The organism is Burkholderia sp. L-4, assembly GCF_056856535.1.
Window position 1 is genome coordinate 121980 of the sequence record NZ_JBXEOX010000002.1, and the last position, 18831, is coordinate 140810.

The following is an 18831-nucleotide window of genomic DNA, read 5'->3' on the forward strand; positions in this document are numbered from 1 at the left end:
GGGCGGCACGGTGAAAACCGGCCGCCCGGCGGGAGGGAATCAGCGGCCGTCGAGGGCCGCGCGCACCGCCGGCAGGCCCGGTGCGCCGGCCGCCGTCGTCACGCCGTCCAGCCAGCCGGCGACCAGCGCCGGGTCGGCCTTCAGCGCATGCTGCGCCGCGAGCGCGGGCGACGTCTTGTTGTCGAGCATGTCGGCGATCATCCGGTTCTCGACGTCGACGGAGAACGTCATCTGCCGGAACAGGCGTGCGAGGTTCGCGCACTGGCCGGCGAACCCGGCACGCGTGACCGTGTTGACCGTCGCGCCGCCGTAGTTCGGGCCGAAGTACGCATCGCCGCCGGACAGATAGGTCAGATGGAACTTCGTGTTCATCAGATGCGGCTCCCAGGCCAGGAACACGATCCAGCGCTTGTCGCGCACCGCCCGCTCGACCTGCGTGAGCATGCCCGTCTCGCTCGATTCGACGAGCGACCAGTTCGACGGGCCGAGCGCGTGGTCGGTGAGCATCCGCTTGATGTTCTGGTTCGCGGGCGCGCCGGGCTCGATCCCGTAGATCTTGCCGCCGAAGCGGTCCGCATGACGCGCGAGATCGGCGAACGTATGCACGCCGGCGGCCGCCACGTAGTCGGGCACCGCGAGCGTGAACTTCGCGCCGCTCAGGTTCGCGTGCAGCACGTCGATCGACTTGTCGTCGACGAACGGCTTCACGAGCGGCGCCTGCGCGGGCATCCAGTTGCCGAGGAACACGTCGACCTGCCCTTTCTTCAGCCCCTGGTACGTGATCGGCACCGACAGGTTCGCTACCTCCTGCCGGTAGCCGAGCGCCTTCAGCACGACACCCGCCATCGCGTTCGTCGCGTCGATGTCGGTCCAGCCGGGCGCCGCCATCTTCACGTCGCCGCACGTCCGAGGGTCGGCCGCCCGTGCGCCCTGCGCCGTCACCAGGCACGCGGCCGCGGCGAGCGCCGCGCCGATCCGGATTGCTGCATTCCATTGCCGTTTCATCGTCCGCTTCCTCCGTCGTTCGTTCATGTTCGCGAGGCGGGACGCTCAGCGCCCGACCCGCGGAAAACGCGCCATCGCCTCGAGCGTGTCGAGTTCGATGTGATTGCGCATGTAACGCTGGCTCGCGTCGGTGAACGGCTGCCAGTCCCACGCCTGGATGCGGCCCTGCGTCGTCGCCGCGTAATGGAAGCGCCGGCGCCGCTGGCTCGCGCGCACCTGCCGGTCGAGCTCGGGCAGGTTCCAGCGCCCCGCGGCTTCCGCGCGGAACGCGGCGAGCACGTCGGCGGCCTCGGGCACGCCGGCCAGGTTCGTCAGCTCGCGCGGGTCGTCCGACAGGTGGTAGAGCTGGTCGGGATCGAGCGGGCAATGCACGTACTTCCAGTCGCCGCGCCGGATCATCACGACCGGCGCGAGCGCGCCTTCCGCGAGGTATTCGCCGAGCGCGACATCGTGCGCGGGCGTGCCGTGCAGGTGCGGCACGAGGCTCGCGCCGTCGACCGGGTCGGGCCAGCCGCCGGCGGGCGCGGCGCCGGCCAGGTCGACGAGCGTCGGCAGCAGGTCGAGATGCGACACGGGCCCGCGCACGCGCGCGGCGCCGAAGCGGCCCGGCGCATGGACGATCAGCGGAACGCGGCAGCCGCCCTCGAAGAACGTCATCTTGTACCAGAGCCCGCGCTCGCCGAGCATGTCGCCATGGTCGGACGTGACGATCACGATCGTGTCGTCGGCGAAACCGCACTGCTCCAGCGCGGCCAGCACGCTGCCGAACTGCGCGTCGACATAGGACGTCGCGCCGTAGTACGCATGGCGCGCGGCGCGGATCTGCGCGTCGGTGGGCGGCGTGCGATCGTTCTCGCAGACGACGCGCAGCCGCTGCGAATGCGGATCGCTTTCCGCCGCATCGAGCCGCACGGCCGGCATGTCGATCTCGTCATCGCGGTACAGATCCCAGTATTCGCGCGTGATCGCGTACGGGTCGTGCGGATGGGTCAGCGACACGACCATGCAGAACGGCCGCGCATCGTGCCCGGCCGCGCGCTCGCGCGCGACGTCGTAGAGCTTCTGCTTCGCGGCGAACGTGACTTCGTCGTCGAAATCGAGCTGGTTCGTGCGCACGCACGGGCCCGCCTCCAGCACCGAGCTCATGTTGTGATACCAGCTCGGCCGCTCGCCCGGCTGGTCCCAGTCGGGCACCCAGCCGAAATCGGCCGGATAGATGTCGGTCGTGAGCCGTTCCTCGAAGCCGTGCAACTGGTCGGGCCCGCAGAAATGCATCTTGCCGGACAGCATCGTCCGGTAGCCGCCCGCGCGCAGGTAGTGCGCGAACGTCAGCGTTTGCGCCGGCAACTCGGCGGCGTTATCGTAGGCGCCGATCCCCGACGGCAGCTTGCCGGTCAGCAGCGAGAACCGCGACGGCGCGCACAGCGGGCTCGCGCAGTAGGCGGCGTCGAACACCACGCCTTGCGCGGCGAGCCGGTCGAGCGTCGGCGTGCGTGCGACGCGGTTGCCGTAGGCCGGCAGCGCGAACGGCGTCAACTGGTCGGCCATCAGGATCAGGATGTTGGGTGTCGGGTTCGTCATGAGCGGTCGTGGGGAAAGCGGTGTTCGAACGGAGCGGCGCGCCGCTCCGGCGGCGGGACGTCCGGCATGACGGAGACAGCCCGCAGAAACCGCCGCGCACGCGGGCCGCGCTGGCTAGAATCGCGGAACGCATTGCCCGGCGGCCGCGAAGCGCGTGTGCCGCACCGTCCGATGCACTATCGCCCGCCCGAATTCGCGCGGGTAGGCGTCCGGCCCTTATGGGGCCATTAGAGAGACTTATGTCGAAACCGGAACCGTTACCGTCGATGCAGGCGCTGCGCGCGTTCGAATCGGCCGCCCGGCTCGCGAGCTTCACGGCCGCCGCGCGCGAGCTGGGCTCGACGCAGCCGGCCGTGAGCCAGCAGGTGTACCAGCTCGAAGCCGAACTGGGCGTGCCGCTGTTCGAGCGCAGCCCGCGCGGCGTCACGCTGACGGCCGACGGCCAGTGCCTGTACGAAGCGGTGCGGCTGAGCCTCGACACGCTGCGCGGCGCGACCGCCACGCTGCGCGCGCGCCGCGAGCACGGCGCGCTCACGATCGTCACCGACTTCGGCTTCGCGACCTACTGGCTGATGCCGCGGCTCGCCGGCCTGAAGCGCGTGATGCCGGACGTCGACGTGCGCGTCGTCACGTCACAGGATTACGACCCGCAGCGCGACCACGCCGACATCGCGGTCCTGTTCGGCGACGGTCACTGGCCGTCGTGCACGGCCGCACGGCTCTTTCCGGAATCGGTCACGCCCGTGTGCTCGCCCGCGTTCCGCGCCGCGCACCGCGACGTCGCGCGGGCCGACCACCTGCTCGCACTGCCGCTGCTGCACGTGCAGCCGACGCGCCCCGAGCGCTGGCTGTCGTGGTCCGGCTGGTTCGACGCGCATGGCCTCGAGCCGCCGCCCGCCGCGCGCGGCGTGACCTTCAACAGCTACGCGCTCGTGATCCATGCGGCGCTGCTCGGCGAAGGCGTCGCGCTCGGCTGGTCGCCGCTCGTCGACGAGCTCGTCGCGTCCGGCCAGCTCGTGAAGCTCGTCGACGCGCCCGTCGTCACGTCGCGCGGCTACTTCCTGGTGCGCCCGCCGCAGCGGCCCGAGCCGGATGCGACCCACGTGTTCCGGCGCTGGCTGCTCGACGCCTGCGCCGGCGCCTGACGGGCCCGGCCGGCCCGCACGCACTGGCGCGCCGATACCAGCCACACGGCGCGTTGGTTCTATCCGCCCCGGAATCGTCCTGATTTACTTGAGCCTCCCGCTACCCGCGCGGTGCGGCGCCGTCGTGCGCCGCCGCACGGCCGTGCGCCCATGCCAACCGAGGAGTCTCATGACCGCCGAGCACCGCCCCGATCAATTCGTCCTGACGCTGTCGTGCCCGAGCGCGGCCGGCCAGGTCGCCGCCGTCGTCGGCTTTCTCGATCGCCATCGCTGCTACGTCGATGCGCTGAACGTGTTCGACGACGACCTCAGCAACCGCTTCTTCGTACGCTGCGTGTTTCATCCGACGGATGAAACGCTGCAGATCGACGCGCTGCGCCAGGAATTCACGCCGATCGCCGCGAGCCTCGGCGGCGCGCAGGGCGACATGCAATGGGCGATCCATGACGTGAACGCACGGCCGAAGGTGCTGATCATGGTGTCGAAGCTCGAGCACTGCCTCGCGGACCTGCTGTTCCGCTGGCGGATGGGCGAGCTGAAGATGGACATCGTCGGCATCGTGTCGAACCACCCCGATTTCGAGCCGCTCGCCGCCCAGCACGGGCTGCCGTTCCGGCACTTCCCGATCACGGCCGACACGAAGGCGCAGCAGGAAGCGCAATGGCTCGACTTCTTCGAATCGAGCGGCGCCGAACTCGTGATCCTCGCGCGCTACATGCAGGTGCTGTCGCAGGAAACGAGCGCGAAGCTCGCGAACCGCGCGATCAACATCCATCATTCGTTCCTGCCCGGCTTCAAGGGCGCGAAGCCGTATCACCAGGCGCACACACGCGGCGTGAAGCTGATCGGCGCGACCGCACACTTCGTCACCGACGATCTCGACGAAGGGCCGATCATCGAGCAGGTCGTCGAGCGCGTCGATCATGCGCTGCGCCCCGAGCAACTGCTCGCGGTCGGGCGCGACGTCGAAAGCCTCACGCTCGCGCGCGCGGTGAAGGCGTTCATCGAACGGCGCGTGTTCCTGAACGGCGATCGGACGGTGGTGTTTTCGTAGGCATGCGAAACGGCGGCCGGCTCGCCCCGTGCCTCACGTCGAGGCGGAAGGCACGCGCGCCGGCGCCGTGCCGATTCGCCGCGCCCGGCGCCGCAGATACAGGTTGTTGAGAATCAGTGCCGCGCCGGTCAACCCGGCGCCCGCGATTTGCGCGCGAGTGGGCACCACGCCCGTGGCGGCGGACACGATGAACGCGGTGATGGGCAGGACGTCCATGAACAGCACGCCGTTCATCGGCCCCAGGATCCGGTTGCCCGTCATCCACAGCAGGATCGCGCCGAAGCCGGCCACCGGCCCCATGTACGCGAGATGCGGCAGCACCGCGTGCACGGCGGCCCATGACGGCGCCGCGATCCGGTGCGTTGCGACCAGCATCAGATTGACCGTGACGATCGTGGTCAGTCCGAGCCACGTCGTGAAGGTCGTGTATTTCAATGCCGACCAGCCGGAGAAACGCGCCGCGCCGAACGTATAGACGACCCAGCACAACGCACCGACGACGATCAGCGCATTGGCCGCATGGTGCTGCGGTTCGTGCAGCGCGGCCACCACGTCGCCGCGCGTGACGACGAGCGCCACGCCGGTGAAGGACAGCACCACGAACAGCACCGACACCGGCGCGGGCGGGACGCGCCGCACCAGCGCGTTGAGCAGCAGCCCCATCATCGGCTGGGTCGCCATCATGATCGATGCGGTCAGCGCGCCTTCGTCGCCGGCCAGCTGCTGGCCCAGGAACACGAACGACCCGAACCCACAAAAGCCGATCGAGCCGAGCAGCCATGCAAGCGGCACCGATTCGCCGGCCGCGCGGAATGCGCCGGGCCCTTCGACGACCCGCAACAACACGAGGAATGCGCTGCCCGCGATCAGGTAGCGCAGCGACGTGAACGTGAATGGATCGATGTGTCGCAACGCGTCGGTCATCACCGGAAACATCACGCCCATCAGGATCGTCGCACCGACACATGCCGCGATCCCCTTCCCGTACGCGCCCGCGGCCGGCACTGCGTTATTTGCGCCATTCATGACCGATCATTCCCAAATTAATTGAACAATGAGGCCGGTGCGGCTGCGCGCAGCGGCGGCGTTTTTTCAGCTGCTTTTTCGAATCGGCTTGCCCGTCAAGGTCTCGACTGCCGTCCGTGGAACACGCATCATTTGAAACCGATCGTTCTCAAAATAATCAAAAAAATCAGGTCAGCGCCCGCATCGCGATTTCGACGATCGAAGCCAGTTCCGCCTCCGACGCACTCGATTTGCCCAGCACGCGCATGCCCTGGATCAGGCACAGCAGGAACCGGCCAACCTCTTCCGGATCGAGGTTCCGGTCGAAATCGCCCGATTGCTGGCCGCGTGCGACCGCAAGGCTGAATTGCGTGCCGATGCGCAGCAGCGTCGATTCGATGTACGGTCGCAACACGTCGTCGCCGGGTAGCAATTCGACGGCCGAATTCGTGATGAGGCAGCCGCGGCGCTCCGACAGCCGCACGCCGATTTCCGTGTAGTACAGCAGCGCTTCCCTGAGGGCCTGACGCGGCGGCAAGTCCGCCGCGAGACGTTCCTTGAGCCGCGCGATCGCGCCTTCCGCATAACGGTCGAACGCGGCGACCAGCAGCCCGTGCTTGTCGCCGAACGTCCGGTACAGACTGCCGCGAAACACGCCGGTCGCCTCGCACAGCGTATCGATCGACGTCGCGTGATATCCCTGCGCCCAGAACACGCGCGCCGCGGCGTCGATCACCTCGTCGGTGTCGAATTCGCGTGGGCGCCCCCTGTCACGGGAGCCGGGAGAAGTTGGACTCATGAGTCAGGATATTAGAACCGATCATTCTCAAAATCAAGCGTCGTCGCTCGCGGGCGGGCGCCGTGCACGCCGGCCATGCCGCCGGCCCTGAATGACGAAAGCCCGGCCGGTTGCAGCCGGTCGGGCTTCGTTGCGGGCGGCGAGATCGCACCGCCGTGTGCGGTTTCCGGGTGATGGGCGCCGTTACACGGCCTGACGCGTCACTTCACCCATGCGAGGTAATACGACAGCCAGATCGTCAGCCCCGCGCCGATCAGCGCGGCATACGGCATCAGGTTCAGCCACATCGCGCGCTTCGGCACTTCGAGCTCCATGTCGCGCTGCATCTGCTCGGGGAAGCGGCCGCGATCCTGCCAGTAGTGGCGATACAGGAAGACCGGCACGATCAGCAGCATCGCGATCAGTCCGTTGCGCAACGTGCCTTCGCCCTGCAGGTTCGCACCCGCGCCGACGTAGACGAGGTTCGCGTAGCCGCAGATCGAGCCTGCGACGAGCAGCCAGGTCGGGCAGCGGAACGGCCGATCCCAGTTGCCGCGATCCATCCGGTGGATCCAGCCCGACTGGAGATTCAGGAATACGAACAGCATGTAGCAGACGTTCGAGATCGACAGCACCGTCATGTAGTCCGACATCATCAGCAACACGAGGTTGAAGCCGAGGTCCGTCCACATCGCGCGGGTGGGCGAGCCGTGCTCGTTCACGTGCGACAGGTACTTCGGCAGCCAGCCGTCGACCGATGCCTGGTACAGCGTGCGCGACGAGCCCATCATCGACGTCATCACGATCAGCAGGATCGACAGCATCAGCATCACGACGACCGCATTCGCGACCCACGCGCCGCCGCCGACGATCTTCGCCATCGCGGCCGCGACACCCGTGCCGTCGCCGATCGACGGATCGAGCATCGCCTGCGTGCCGAGCGCGCCCTGGAACGCCATCGGCACGAGCGTCATCACGACGAGGCACAGCGCGCCCGACCAGAAGATCGCCTTCGCGGTATCGCGGCGCGGATCGCGGAATTCACGCGTGTAGCAGACGGCCGTCTCGAAACCATACGACGCCCAGCCGGCCATGAACATCGCGCCGAGCGCCATCGTGACGCCCTGCCCGTTCCACGAACCGAACGTCGCGGTCGTGAGGTTGCCTTGCGCGTCGTGACCGAGCGGCAGCAGCGGAAGCAGGTTCGACATCGGCACGTCGCCGGTGACGAACGGCACGATGCCGACGATCAGTAGCGGCGTGAGCGACGCGATGCCGAGGATGCGCTGCGTGCGTGCCGCCTTCGATGCGCCGCTGTGCTGAAGCTTGAACGTGATGAGAAGCAGGATCGTCGCGATGATGAACGTCGCATTGATCCGCAGGGACAAACCCGGCTTGATGAAACCGAGATCCGCGATCTTGAGCTGCCATTGCAGCACCGCCGCGTTGGCGGGAAAGAGACTCGTGAGCGCATAGCTCGCCGCGAGGCCGCAGCCGAGCGCAAGCATCGGCGACCACGCGAGCCAGTTGCACCACACGGAAACCGGGGCAATCAGCTTGCTGTAACGGACCCATCCGATCGCGCCATATACGGACGCGCCGCCCGATTTATGAGGAAATAGCCCCGAGATTTCCGCATAAGTCGCGCTTTGAATCAGCCCCATCGTGATCGCGGCGATCCAGATCGCCCACGCGGGCTGGCCGATCGTCGCGCATACGCCGCCGATCGTGAACAGCACGCCTGCCGGCACGCCGCTCGTCACCCAAAATGCGTCTTTCCAGGTCAGGCCACGATGCAGCGTGTGGCCCGTCGAATCATGTGAGATGGTTGCCTCAACGTCACTGGTGCGATTCGCACGCAGTCCTGCCTGACTCATCCAATTCCTCCTCTCGATCGGAGTTGGCGCTTTAGCGCTTACTCTGGTTCGATGCAAGCTGTGATGATTTTGCACAAGCGCCGTAGTGTAACAATTTACGGGCTTTTTTGCAGAATCCGAAAAAGAATTCCGGGATATGGCCGCATGGCATCTCGATTATTTCGGATTCCTGCAAACCATTCCCGGCATGTTTTTATGATGATTCGTACGACGTATTGGGTGACGCTTACTGCGCGCCTTCCGTCCACGCATTCACGCGGTCCGGATGCGCGGCAATCCACGCGTCCGCGGCCGCTTCCGGCTTCGAGCCGTTCTGGATCGCCAGCATCACGCTGTCGATTTCACCCGGCTTCCACTGGAATTTCTTCAGGAACGCGACGACCGGCTTGGCCTTGGCTTCGAGCCCCGGATTCACGACGCTGTCGACGTGCTCGGCACCGCCGAACACCTTCTTCGGATCCTCGAGGAAGCGCAGCTTCCACTTCGCGAACATCCAGTGCGGTGCCCAGCCCGTCACGATGACCGGCTTGCTCGCACCGACCGAACGCGACAGCTCGGCCGTCATCGCGCTGCCCGAACTCGGCATCAGCGTGTAGTTCAGCCCGTAGCTCTTGATCGCGTCGTCGGTCTTGCGCATCACGCCGGCGCCCGCATCGATGCCGACGATCCGGCCGCCGAAGCTGGCCTTCTCCGCATTCAGGTCGTCGATGCTCTTCGCCTTCACGTACGCGGGCACGATCAGGCCGATCTTCGCATCGGGAAAATTCGCGCCGAGGTCGACGACCTTGGCCTTGTATTCATCCCAGTAGGAGCCGTGCGTGACCGGCAGCCACGCGGACAGCGTCGCATCGAGGTCGCCGCGCGCGACACCCTGCCACATGATCCCGGCCGCGACCGGCACGAGCTTCACCTCGTAGCCGAGCTTCTTCTCGATGACGCGAGCCGCGACGTTGGACGTCGCGACGCTGTCGTCCCAGCCTTCGACGTAGCCGATCTTCAGCGTCGGCTTCGTATCGGCGAGTGCCGACGTGCTCAGCGCCACCATCGCCGACAGTGCGCCGGTCCACAACAGTTTTCCGAACAGTTTCATGGTCGATCTCCTTGATAAGCGCACCGTGCGCGTTGTCTCTCTAGGTTCTTCAACCACAAATCCGCGGTATCGTTGTTTTCCGACGGATGCTTGTCCGGACGCGACGTGTCCGGACAAGCGCCGACACATCGCGACTACTTGTCGATCACGAGATCCGACAGCGGCTTGCTGCAGCACAGCAGCACCATCCCCTGGTCGATCTCGCGCTGGCGGATGCCGCCGTTGTGCTTCATTTCGACCTGCCCCGACACGAGCTTCACCTTGCAGGTGCCGCACATGCCCTGCGTGCACGAGGCCGGCAGCCGCACGCCCGACTGGCGCGCCGCGTCGAGCACGTGCTGCTCCGAGCCGCACGAAATCTCGCGGTTGCTCTTCGCGAAGCTGACGGTGTACTGCTTCGTGTCGGTGTCGCCGCCTTCGGCCGGCGGTACGAGATCGGCGAGCAGCTCGTCGCTCGCGGTCTGCGCGAGCGTCTCGAACGAGAAGCTTTCCTCGTGATACTGCTTGCGATCGAAACCGGCTTCGTCGAGCAGGTCGCGCACGGCCTTCATGTACGGCGCGGGGCCGCACGTGAAGATCTCGCGCTCCATGAAGTCCGGTGCGATCAGCTTCAGCAGCGGCAGCGTCAGGAAACCCGTGACGCCCGGCCAGTTCGTGCGCGCACCCAGGCGCTCGACGACGAACGACGTGCGGAAGTTCGCATGGTTCGACGCGATCAGGTCCAGCTCGCGCGCGAAGATGATGTCGTCCGGCGTGCGCGCACTGTGCACGAACAGGATGTCGCGATCTTCCGCGAGATCGTGGTGCGCGCGGCTCATCGACATCAGCGGCGTGACGCCCGAGCCGGCCGACAGGAACAGGTACTTGCGCGCCGGATGCCGGGCGCACGTGAACTCGCCGGCCGGGCCGAGCACGCGCACCGAGGCGCCGGGCTGCAGGTTGTCGTGCAGCCAGTTCGACACCTTGCCGCCGGGCACGCGCTTCACCGTGATCGACACCGTGTGCGGTCGCGCCGGCGACGACGAGATCGTGTAGCAGCGGTTGATCGTTTCGCCGTCGATGTCGAGCTCGAGCGTGAGGAACTGCCCGGGCTCGAACGAGAACGTGCGGCCCTGCGGCGAACGGAAGAAGAAGCTCTTCACGTCGTGCGTTTCCTGCCGCACGTGACAGCACACCAGCGTTTCCTCGACGTCGCTCGTCCAGCGCTCGGGCAGGCCGTTCCAGAATGCCGGGCGCGTGACCCGGCTGTCCGTCGGCTCGAAATTGGCCGCGTCTCGCATCATGTCAGCCTCCGCAGGGCCGCCCCAAGGAGGCTGACCGCCCCCGTGGGGGGCAGGGAACGCAGTGAGCGTGGGGATCGTTTCATCAGTTGCTCCGCTTGTCCGCTGCTATGACCTATTCGCCGGTTTTTTCGGCGAGCCGGCCGATGTACCATGCCGAGAATTTTTCGACGAGACCTTCCGTGTACGGCGAATACGGGCCCGGCTCGTACGCGCTGCTGCTCGCGCCGCGCTGCGAGAACTCGACGAGCGCGCGATCCTGGTCGTTGGTCGCGTTCCACACGGCCGTCAGGTTCTTCACGTCGTAGTCGATACCTTCCTTCGCGTCCTTGTGCACGAGCCACTTCGTGCGCACGAGCGTCTTGCCGGCCGACAGCGGGATCACCGAGAACGTCACGATGTGATCGCTCATGAAGTGGTGCCACGAGTTCGGCTGCGTCCAGAACGACAGGCCGCCGAGGTCGGCCTTGTCGAAGCCGCCGAGCAGCTTCTTCGACGCGACCTTCGCGTCGAGCGTCTGCGATTCGCCGCTGCGGTCGAGCGGCAGGCGCTGCGTGCGGAAACCCGTCACGTCGAGCAGCTTCTCGATTTCGGCGGACGGCAGGCCCATCTCGGCCCACTCCTTGCCGCGCCGCACGCACGTTTCGGCGAATGCGTCCATGCCTTCCGCGTTCGCGTCGGAACGCTGGTAGCCGAAGCCGTATTCGTACAGCGAGATCGTCAGCTCCGGATGGTTCGCGACGCAGTGATAGCACTCGCGGTTGTTCTCCATCGTGAGCTTCCAGTTGCCTTCCTCGATGATGTCGATCTGCGCGGCGATCTTCGTGCTCGGCAGATCGTGCGGCAGCAGGTACGGCTCCATCTCGGCGCGCATCTGCGCGAAGTCGACCGGCGGCTCGTCGGCGAGGCAGATGAAGATCAGGCCCGCGAGGTTCTCGACGTGCACCGACTTCAGGCTGTGCTTGCAGCGGTCGAACTTCTCGCCCATGTGCTCGGCGAACATCAGCTGGCCCGTCAGGTTGTAGGTCCAGCTGTGGTACGGGCACACGATGTTGCCGACCGAACCCTTGTCCTCGTTGCACAAGCGCGCGCCGCGGTGACGGCACACGTTGTGGAACGCGCGGATCGCCATGTCGTCGTCGCGCACGATCAGGATCGAATCGCTCCCCAATTGGACCGTCACGTAGTCGCCCGGCTCGGGAATGTCCGGTTCGACCGCCACCTGGATCCAGTGCTGGCGGAAAATCGCCTCCATGTCGAGCGCGAAGATGTCCTCGCTCGTGTAGAACGGCGCCTCGAGGCTGTGCCCTTCCTTGCGCCGCTCGATCAGTGCACGAATGTCTGCCGATACTTTCATCGTTTGCTCCGGATTCCTTGCATCCCTGGGTTCTTGCCGACAGGCATCAAAATCAGTAGTCGATGAGCTGATGCTCGCGCAAATACGCGAGGATCACTTGTGCTTTTTCGACCGAACTCCCTTCATTTACGACGTTGCCGCCCCGGCTTTCGGTCGTCGTCGCGGACAGCATCCGGGCATGCCCGGAACGCTTCTCGGCGGCAACCAGCTTGACGGGCTTACGCTCGACCGGGCCAACCGTCCACGCGGTCGCGTCGGCGTCCGCGCCGGGCGCCGCAAGCGCCGGCCGGATCGCGCCGGCGCGCAGCCGCGCATACGCGTAGCGCGGCTCGGCATTGGCGAGCGGATGGACGGCAATCACGGCCGGCAGCGCGGCATCGACGCGACGCCGCAACCCTTTCGGCAAAAATTGCCGGACAGCCGCGCGGCCGCCTTCGACCGTCACGTCGACGGCCGAGCCGACCAGCGGATAACCGAGCGCCGCGGCGATGCGGTACGGCAGCATCCCGGTGTCGTACGCGCCCTCGGCGCGCGTGCCGGTCAGCACGAGGTCGTAGCCTTCGATACGCGCGGCGAGCGCGTGGACGGCATCGTCGCCGTCGCGGCAGGCCAGCACTTCGACCTCCCGCGCGCCGAGCGCGAGATATTCGGCCAGCGCCGCATTCGCGGGATCGCCGGCATGGATCACGTCGAGCGTCGCGCGATGCTGCTCGGCGAGCTGGCGACCGGTTTCGAGCGCGGCCGCGTCGTTACGGCTGTAGCGCGCGACGCCGCTGACCGGATGCCGGCCGACGGACACGAGCACCGCGATGCGTTGCAAGAGGCGGGGGGCGTTCATGCGGCCACTCCTTCCGGTTCACGGGCGCCGACCGCGGCCGGCGATTCGCCGCGCGCGGCACGCGCGGCCTGTACCTGCTCGATCAGCGCGGCGATCGTCGCCTGCGCGTCGCCGACCACCGTCAGGTTCGCGCGCTTCGCGATCGGCGCACTGCCGTCGAGGTTCACCGCGATCACGTGGCGGCAGTCCTTGATCCCCTGCAAGTGCTGTACCGCACCGGAGATGCCGAACGCGATGTACACGCTTGCCTCGACCGTCTTGCCGGTCGCGCCGACCTGCTTGTCGCGCGTGAAGTGGCCGTTGTCGACCGCGACACGGCTCGCGCCGATCGCCGCGCCGAACGCACCGGCCAGCTGCTCGAACGCGCCGATGTCCGACACGCCGTTGCCGGCCGACACGATGAAGTCGGCTTCCTCGAGCGCGACCTGGGCCGCGTCGATTTCTTCCAGGCCGAGATCGCGGTACGGCTGCGCGGCGTCATGCGCCGGGCGGATGAAATCGGCGGCCAGCCGTTCGCCCGCGCCGACGAACGGCAGCTTCGCGTCGGCCGCGTTCGGCGCAAGCAGGATCACGTCGGGCAGCGCACGCGTGGCAAACGCCCGCCCGGCCTGCGCATATGCGCCGACATGCTTCGCGTCGATCTCGACGACGTGGGTCGCGACGCTCGCGCCGGCGGCCGCCGCGTAACGCCGGCCAAGATCGCCGTCGCCCGTCGCGTTGTCGGGCACGAACACGTGTTTCGGTGCGAGCGCGGCCACACAGGCCTGCAACGCTTGCAATTCGCTTTCGGGATCGAACGCGCGGCGATCGAAGCCGGTCAGCTCGAGCAGTTTGTCGACGCCGAGTTCGGCCGCATCGTCCTTCAATTCGCCGAACGCGAGCAGCGCGACTTCGGTTTGCGCATCGGCGAGCACGGCGGCGGCGGCGATCGCCTGCCGCGCATGGTCGTCGAGCGCGCCGCGCTCACAGTGCGCGACCACCAGCATCACGTGTTTCGGATCCTGCAGCGCGCGGCGCGGCTTCGCGGCCACCGCGCCATGGCCGTGCACGGACCCGTGCGCGGCGTTCGCATCGGCGCTGCCTTCCTCGCCGAGCGTGATGCGCTTCAGGCCGGCGGCCGTGATGATGAACGGCCGGCGCGGATCGATTCGTTTGATCGTATTCATCGATTCACTCCAGCGAGGCGGCGACGAGTTCGGCGACGTCGAGCACGTCGGGGCGCGGGCCCACGACGCCTTCGAGCATGGCCGTGCAGTTCGGGCATGCAACCGCGACCACGTCCGCGCCGATCGTGCGTGCGTCGGCGATGCGGATGTCGGGAATGCGCTGCTTGCCGGGGATGTCGGTCAGCGGCGCGCCGCCGCCACCGCCGCAGCAGCGCCCGCGCATGCCGTTGCGCTCCATCTCGACGACCTGGATGCCGATCGTCTTCAACAGCTTGCGCGGCGCTTCCGTCTCGCCGTTGTAGCGGCCGAGGTAGCACGGGTCGTGATACGTCGTGCGCTTTTCCTGCAGCGACTCGACGGCCTTCGGCGCGATCTTGCCGCTGTCGGCGAGTTCGGCGAGATAGGTCGTGTGATGCTTGACCGTCACGCGCAGCCCGAGCGCACGGTATTCGTTGCGCAGGCTGTGCATCACGTGCGGGTCGGCCGTCACGATCTGCTTGTACGACAGCGTGCCGAGCGTGCCGATCAGGCGCTTCGCCATCTGCTGGAAGGTCGCTTCATCGCCGAGCCGGCGTGCGACGTCGCCCGTGTCGGTCTCGGTCGAGCCGAGCACCGCGTAGTCGACGCCCGCCTTGTTCAGCACCTTGACGAACGCGCGCAGCGTGCGCTGGTAGCGCATGTCGAATGCGCCTTCGCCCGCGACGAACAGCACGTCGACCGGCTTGCCCGGCTGCGCGACGGGCGCGCTCAGGTCGACCGACCAGTCGTAGCGCGCGGCCGTGTCGTAGCCGCCCATCGTGCCCGTTTCACGCAGGTTCGCGAGCACTTCCTGGCCCTTGCCGGGCACCGTGCCGTGCACGAGCGTGCGATTGCGGCGCATGTCGACGATCGCGTCGACGTGTTCGATCAGCATCGGGCACTCCTGCACGCACGCGCGGCAGGTCGTGCACGACCACAGCGTCTGCTCCTCGATCAGCCCCGACACGATCGGGCCGTTCGGCTCGCCGAGATGCTGGCCGACCGCGAGGCCCGGCGACGGGCTGCCCGCGTATGCCGCATCGGTACCGCCGGCCATCCCGACGACGAGATCCTGGATCAGCTTCTTCGGGTTCAGCGGCTGGCCCGACGCGAACGCGGGGCACGCGGCCTCGCACTTGCCGCACTGCACGCAGGCGTCGAAACTCAGCAGCTGGTTCCAGCGGAATTCGACCGGCTTCGCGACACCGTATTCCTGATGCTCGATGTCCGGCAGCTTCAGCGCGGTCGGCGGCGTGGCCGTGCCGTTGCCGGTGAACGATTCGCGCGTGGCGGCGAAACGCTCCTGGCGCGGGTGGAACGCGAGGTGCAGCAGGCCGGCGATCGCATGCTTCATCGGGCCGCCCTTCGCGGCGCCGATCGTCATCGTGAACGCGCCGACGCCGATCAGCAGCGCGCAGAGCACCGCGAACGCACCCGACATCGCGCCGGTCGGCACCAGCATGAACAGCACGAGGCCGAGCGCGAACGAGCCGAGCAGCCAGGGCAGCGTGTTCCACGGGCCTTTCGACAGTCGCGCGGGCACGTCCCGGGCCGCGCGGCGGCGCCACACGAACACCGCGCCAACCAGCATCGCGAGCGCCGCGAGGAAAATCAGCTTGTCGAGCCAGGGCGAATAGATCGCGAGGCCGTAGTTGACGAACACCAGCGCCAGCGCGCCGATCGCGCCGCCGGCCGTCGCGACGTGCGTCTTCGCGATGTACGGATCGCGGGCGACCACGTGGTGCAGGTCGACGAAATAGCGCTTCGGAATCGCGAACAGGTTCGCGACGCCGAACGAGCCGGGCGCCGTGGCGCGGCCCAGGCGCCAGTAGGACGAGCGCTTCGCGACCGCGAACGCGAGCCCCGCCACCGACAGCCACAACAGGGCGGTAATGAGGAAGGACGGGTTCATCGTTCAGAAATCCTTCACGAGACGCAGCGAGTCGTAGATTGCCCCGTGGACGTTGTGCATCGAGATGCAGTCGCCGACACGGAACAGCAGGAAACGGCCGTTGCCGAGTTCTTCCGACAGGCACGGCTGCGGCTCGGCCGCGAACAGCGTGTGCGGATCGATCTGGCCGCGGTTCACCGATTCCGGCTTGAGCTTCCAGTACAGCTCGTCGTTCGGCGACGAACCGTTCTCGATCACCACCTGGTCGACGGCGCGCTCTTCCAGTTCTTCCGTGTACTCGTTGCGCAGCACGGCGATCATCTTGCCGTTCTCTTCATAGACGCGGTCGAGCATCGTGTTCGGCGTCGGGATCACGCCGAACGCGTACAGGCGTCGGTAGAAGATCGGGAACGTCGTGCCGCCGCAATCGTCGGCGACCTTCACGTCCGGCGTGACGACCTCGACCTTCGAGCCGCGGCTCGCCATGAAGTCGGCCACGCCCGCACCCGCATGCGTGCTCACGCCGTCGAACAGCAGCACGTTCTGCTTCGGTTCGACCTTGCCGGTCAGGATGTCCCACGAGCTGACGGCGAGCCCCTCGGCCACGCCCCAGCCCGGCACCTGCCACGTGAAGCTCGACCCGCCCGTCGCGAGCACGACGATGTCCGGCTTCTCGGCCATGATCATCTTCTCGTCGGCGGCCACGCCGAGACGGCGGTCGACGCCCAGGCGCTTCGTCTCCATGTCGAACCAGCGGATGATCCCCGACATCTGCTCGCGCTGCGGCGCCTTCGCGGCGATCATCACCTGGCCGCCCACTTCCGCGTTCTTCTCGAACAGCACGACATCATGGCCGCGCAGCTTCGCGACGCGCGCCGCCTCGAGGCCCGCCGGGCCCGCGCCGACCACCACGACCTTGCGCTTCGGGCCGCGCGACTTCTCGATGATGTGCGGCATCGTCGCTTCGCGCGACGTCGCCGCGTTCTGGATGCACAGCACGTCGAGGCCGTTGTACTGGCGGTCGATGCAGTAGTTCGCGCCGACGCACTGCTTGATTTCGTCTTCGCGGCCGTCGCGGATCTTGATCACCATGTGCGGATCGGCGATCTGCGCGCGCGTCATGCCGACCAGGTCGATCATGCCGGTCGCGAGCAGGCGCTCGGCCTGGCCCGCGTCGCGGATGCTCTGCGCGTGCATCACCGGAATCTTCACGACCGACTTGATGCCGGCCGCGAGGTGCACGAACGGCTCCGGCGGCAATGCCATCGGCGGCATGCAGTTCGCGATCGTGTTGTGCGTGTCGCCGCCCGAGCCGACCACGCTCAGGTAGTCGATCAGGCCCGTCTCCGACATCGCCTGCGCGATTTCCTTCAGCGCTTCGTGATCGAGGCCGTCCTCGTGGAATTCGTCGCCGCACATGCGCAGGCCGACGCAGAAATCCTTGCCGACCGCCTCGCGCACGGCCGTCAGCACTTCGATGCCGAAGCGCAGGCGGTTTTCGAGGCTGCCGCCCCATTCGTCGGTGCGATGGTTCGAACGCTTGCTCCAGAACTGGTCGATCAGGTGCTGGTGAGCGGCCGAGATCTCGATGCCGTCCATGCCGGCCGCCTTCACGCGCTTCGCGGCCGCCGCGAAATCGCCGATGATGCGGCGGATTTCCTCGATCTCGATGATCTTCGCGTTGCCGCGGTGCACGGGTTCGCGCACGCCCGACGGCGACATCAGGTGCGGCCAGTGCTCGCCGTGGAACGACGAGCGGCGGCCCATGTGCGTCGCCTGGATCATGATCTTCGCGCCGTGCTTGTGCATCGTGTCGGCCAGGCGCGTGAGCGGATCGATGATCTTGTCGGTCGACAGGTTCACCGATTTCCACCAGCCTTGCGGGCTGTCGATCGACACCGGGCTCGACCCGCCGCAGATGGCCAGGCCGACGCCGCCCTTGGCCTTTTCCTCGTAGTAGCGGATATAGCGGTCGCCCGGCAGGCCGCCCGGCTCCGCATACACCTCCGCGTGCGCGGTGCTGACGATCCGGTTGCGCAGCGTCAGCTGGTTCAGCTGCATGGGTTTGAACAGGTGGGGATAACGCATCGCTGGCGACCTCTGGCGTTCGAATGTCTCGTGTTGCGGGTGTTGTTCTGCTTCAGTGAAACGAGGCGTCAGTGCGCGATCGGCGACACTTCGAAGACGCAGTGGTCGTGGTGCTCGGCCGCGCACTGCACTTCCTTCGACTGCGCGCGCGGTGCACCCTTGCCTTCCGGCGTCGTGTCGTTGACCCAGTCCATCGCGCCCGCGAACCAGCCCGCGAACATGTAGCAGAGCTTGCCTTCCTTGCCCGGCTGCTGGAGCACGAACGACGAGTGGCGCAGCTCGATCTTCGCGCGTGCGGCGGCCGGATCGGCCTCGATGATCGAGAACAGGCCCCAGCCACGCTGCGACAGGCGCTTCAGGTAGTGCTCGAACACGGCCATGCCGGTCAGGCCGTGCAGCTTCGCTTCCTTGTCGCACCAGTGGTAGGCGGATTTGTAGCCGGCCTTGTAGAGGATCTCGGCATACGCGTCGACGCCGAGCGCTTCCTCGACGGCGACGTGGTTGTTCGTGAAGAAGTGGCGCGGCACGTACAGCATCGGCAGCGCGTCGGTGGTCCAGACGCCGGTATCGGGATCGACGTTGATCGGCAGTTGCGGTTGCATCGTGGTGACTCCGTGAGGAAATTGGCCGCGCGGTTCAGCGCGCAGGCGCGACATCG

General features: G+C 67.1%; 15 protein-coding genes. 2 read left to right on the forward strand and 13 right to left on the reverse strand.

Features of this window, described 5'->3' with window-relative positions:
• Window positions 1-39: 39 nt before the first annotated feature.
• Together choX and betC are read right to left on the reverse strand one after the other, a co-directional pair.
• Window positions 40-1005: a choline ABC transporter substrate-binding protein gene (choX, locus tag AC1VVG_RS17365; RefSeq protein WP_482835938.1), complete on the reverse strand. Its 966-nt coding sequence runs from the start codon at window positions 1003-1005 to the stop codon at window positions 40-42.
• A 45-nt stretch (window positions 1006-1050) separates the two neighbouring features.
• A complete protein-coding gene (betC, locus tag AC1VVG_RS17370; protein WP_124607603.1) occupies window positions 1051-2586 on the reverse strand; it encodes a choline-sulfatase in 1536 nt (511 codons plus the stop codon).
• Window positions 2587-2825: 239 nt separating this feature from the next.
• Here betC and AC1VVG_RS17375 point away from each other — a divergent pair, with 239 nt between their 5' ends.
• Together AC1VVG_RS17375 and purU are read left to right on the forward strand one after the other, a co-directional pair.
• Window positions 2826-3731: a choline sulfate utilization transcriptional regulator gene (locus tag AC1VVG_RS17375; protein WP_034186101.1), complete on the forward strand. Its 906-nt coding sequence runs from the start codon at window positions 2826-2828 to the stop codon at window positions 3729-3731.
• A gap of 169 nt (window positions 3732-3900) precedes the next feature.
• Complete coding sequence (purU, locus tag AC1VVG_RS17380) at window positions 3901-4785, forward strand: formyltetrahydrofolate deformylase (protein WP_034186100.1); 885 nt, start codon at window positions 3901-3903, stop codon at window positions 4783-4785.
• 33 nt (window positions 4786-4818) lie between these two features.
• Here purU and AC1VVG_RS17385 read toward each other — a convergent pair whose 3' ends face one another.
• From AC1VVG_RS17385 to AC1VVG_RS17435, 11 genes are all read right to left on the reverse strand, one after another.
• Window positions 4819-5811 (reverse strand): DMT family transporter, encoded by a 993-nt coding sequence (locus tag AC1VVG_RS17385; protein ID WP_482835939.1) that lies wholly within the window; start codon window positions 5809-5811, stop codon window positions 4819-4821.
• Window positions 5812-5977: 166 nt separating this feature from the next.
• The gene (locus AC1VVG_RS17390; RefSeq protein WP_069705485.1) at window positions 5978-6589 is read right to left on the reverse strand and encodes a TetR/AcrR family transcriptional regulator; all 612 of its coding nucleotides are present in this window, start codon (window positions 6587-6589) and stop codon (window positions 5978-5980) included.
• Window positions 6590-6789: 200 nt separating this feature from the next.
• On the reverse strand, window positions 6790-8445 hold the full coding sequence (locus AC1VVG_RS17395) for a trimethylamine N-oxide permease (protein ID WP_034186097.1): 1656 nt from the start codon (window positions 8443-8445) through the stop codon (window positions 6790-6792).
• A 226-nt stretch (window positions 8446-8671) separates the two neighbouring features.
• Entirely contained in the window at window positions 8672-9535 is an 864-nt protein-coding gene (locus tag AC1VVG_RS17400) for a glycine betaine ABC transporter substrate-binding protein (protein ID WP_034186096.1), read from the reverse strand.
• 134 nt (window positions 9536-9669) lie between these two features.
• Window positions 9670-10818 (reverse strand): FAD-binding oxidoreductase, encoded by a 1149-nt coding sequence (locus AC1VVG_RS17405; protein ID WP_200087903.1) that lies wholly within the window; start codon window positions 10816-10818, stop codon window positions 9670-9672.
• A 112-nt stretch (window positions 10819-10930) separates the two neighbouring features.
• A complete protein-coding gene (locus AC1VVG_RS17410; protein ID WP_034186094.1) occupies window positions 10931-12172 on the reverse strand; it encodes an aromatic ring-hydroxylating oxygenase subunit alpha in 1242 nt (413 codons plus the stop codon).
• A gap of 52 nt (window positions 12173-12224) precedes the next feature.
• Window positions 12225-13010 carry an electron transfer flavoprotein subunit beta/FixA family protein gene (locus AC1VVG_RS17415; RefSeq protein ID WP_301742258.1) on the reverse strand — a complete coding sequence of 262 codons (786 nt, stop codon included), beginning with the start codon at window positions 13008-13010 and terminating at the stop codon, window positions 12225-12227.
• On the reverse strand, window positions 13007-14176 hold the full coding sequence (locus tag AC1VVG_RS17420) for an electron transfer flavoprotein subunit alpha/FixB family protein (protein WP_124669615.1): 1170 nt from the start codon (window positions 14174-14176) through the stop codon (window positions 13007-13009). The genes AC1VVG_RS17415 and AC1VVG_RS17420 overlap by 4 nt, the downstream gene beginning before the upstream one ends.
• A gap of 4 nt (window positions 14177-14180) precedes the next feature.
• Entirely contained in the window at window positions 14181-16106 is a 1926-nt protein-coding gene (locus AC1VVG_RS17425) for a (Fe-S)-binding protein (RefSeq protein ID WP_482835940.1), read from the reverse strand.
• A gap of 3 nt (window positions 16107-16109) precedes the next feature.
• Window positions 16110-18173, reverse strand: coding sequence for an NADH:flavin oxidoreductase (locus AC1VVG_RS17430; RefSeq protein WP_034186090.1), 2064 nt, complete (start codon window positions 18171-18173; stop codon window positions 16110-16112).
• A gap of 68 nt (window positions 18174-18241) precedes the next feature.
• Window positions 18242-18775: a DUF5943 domain-containing protein gene (locus AC1VVG_RS17435; protein ID WP_034186089.1), complete on the reverse strand. Its 534-nt coding sequence runs from the start codon at window positions 18773-18775 to the stop codon at window positions 18242-18244.
• Between the last annotated feature and the right edge of the window lie 56 nt (window positions 18776-18831).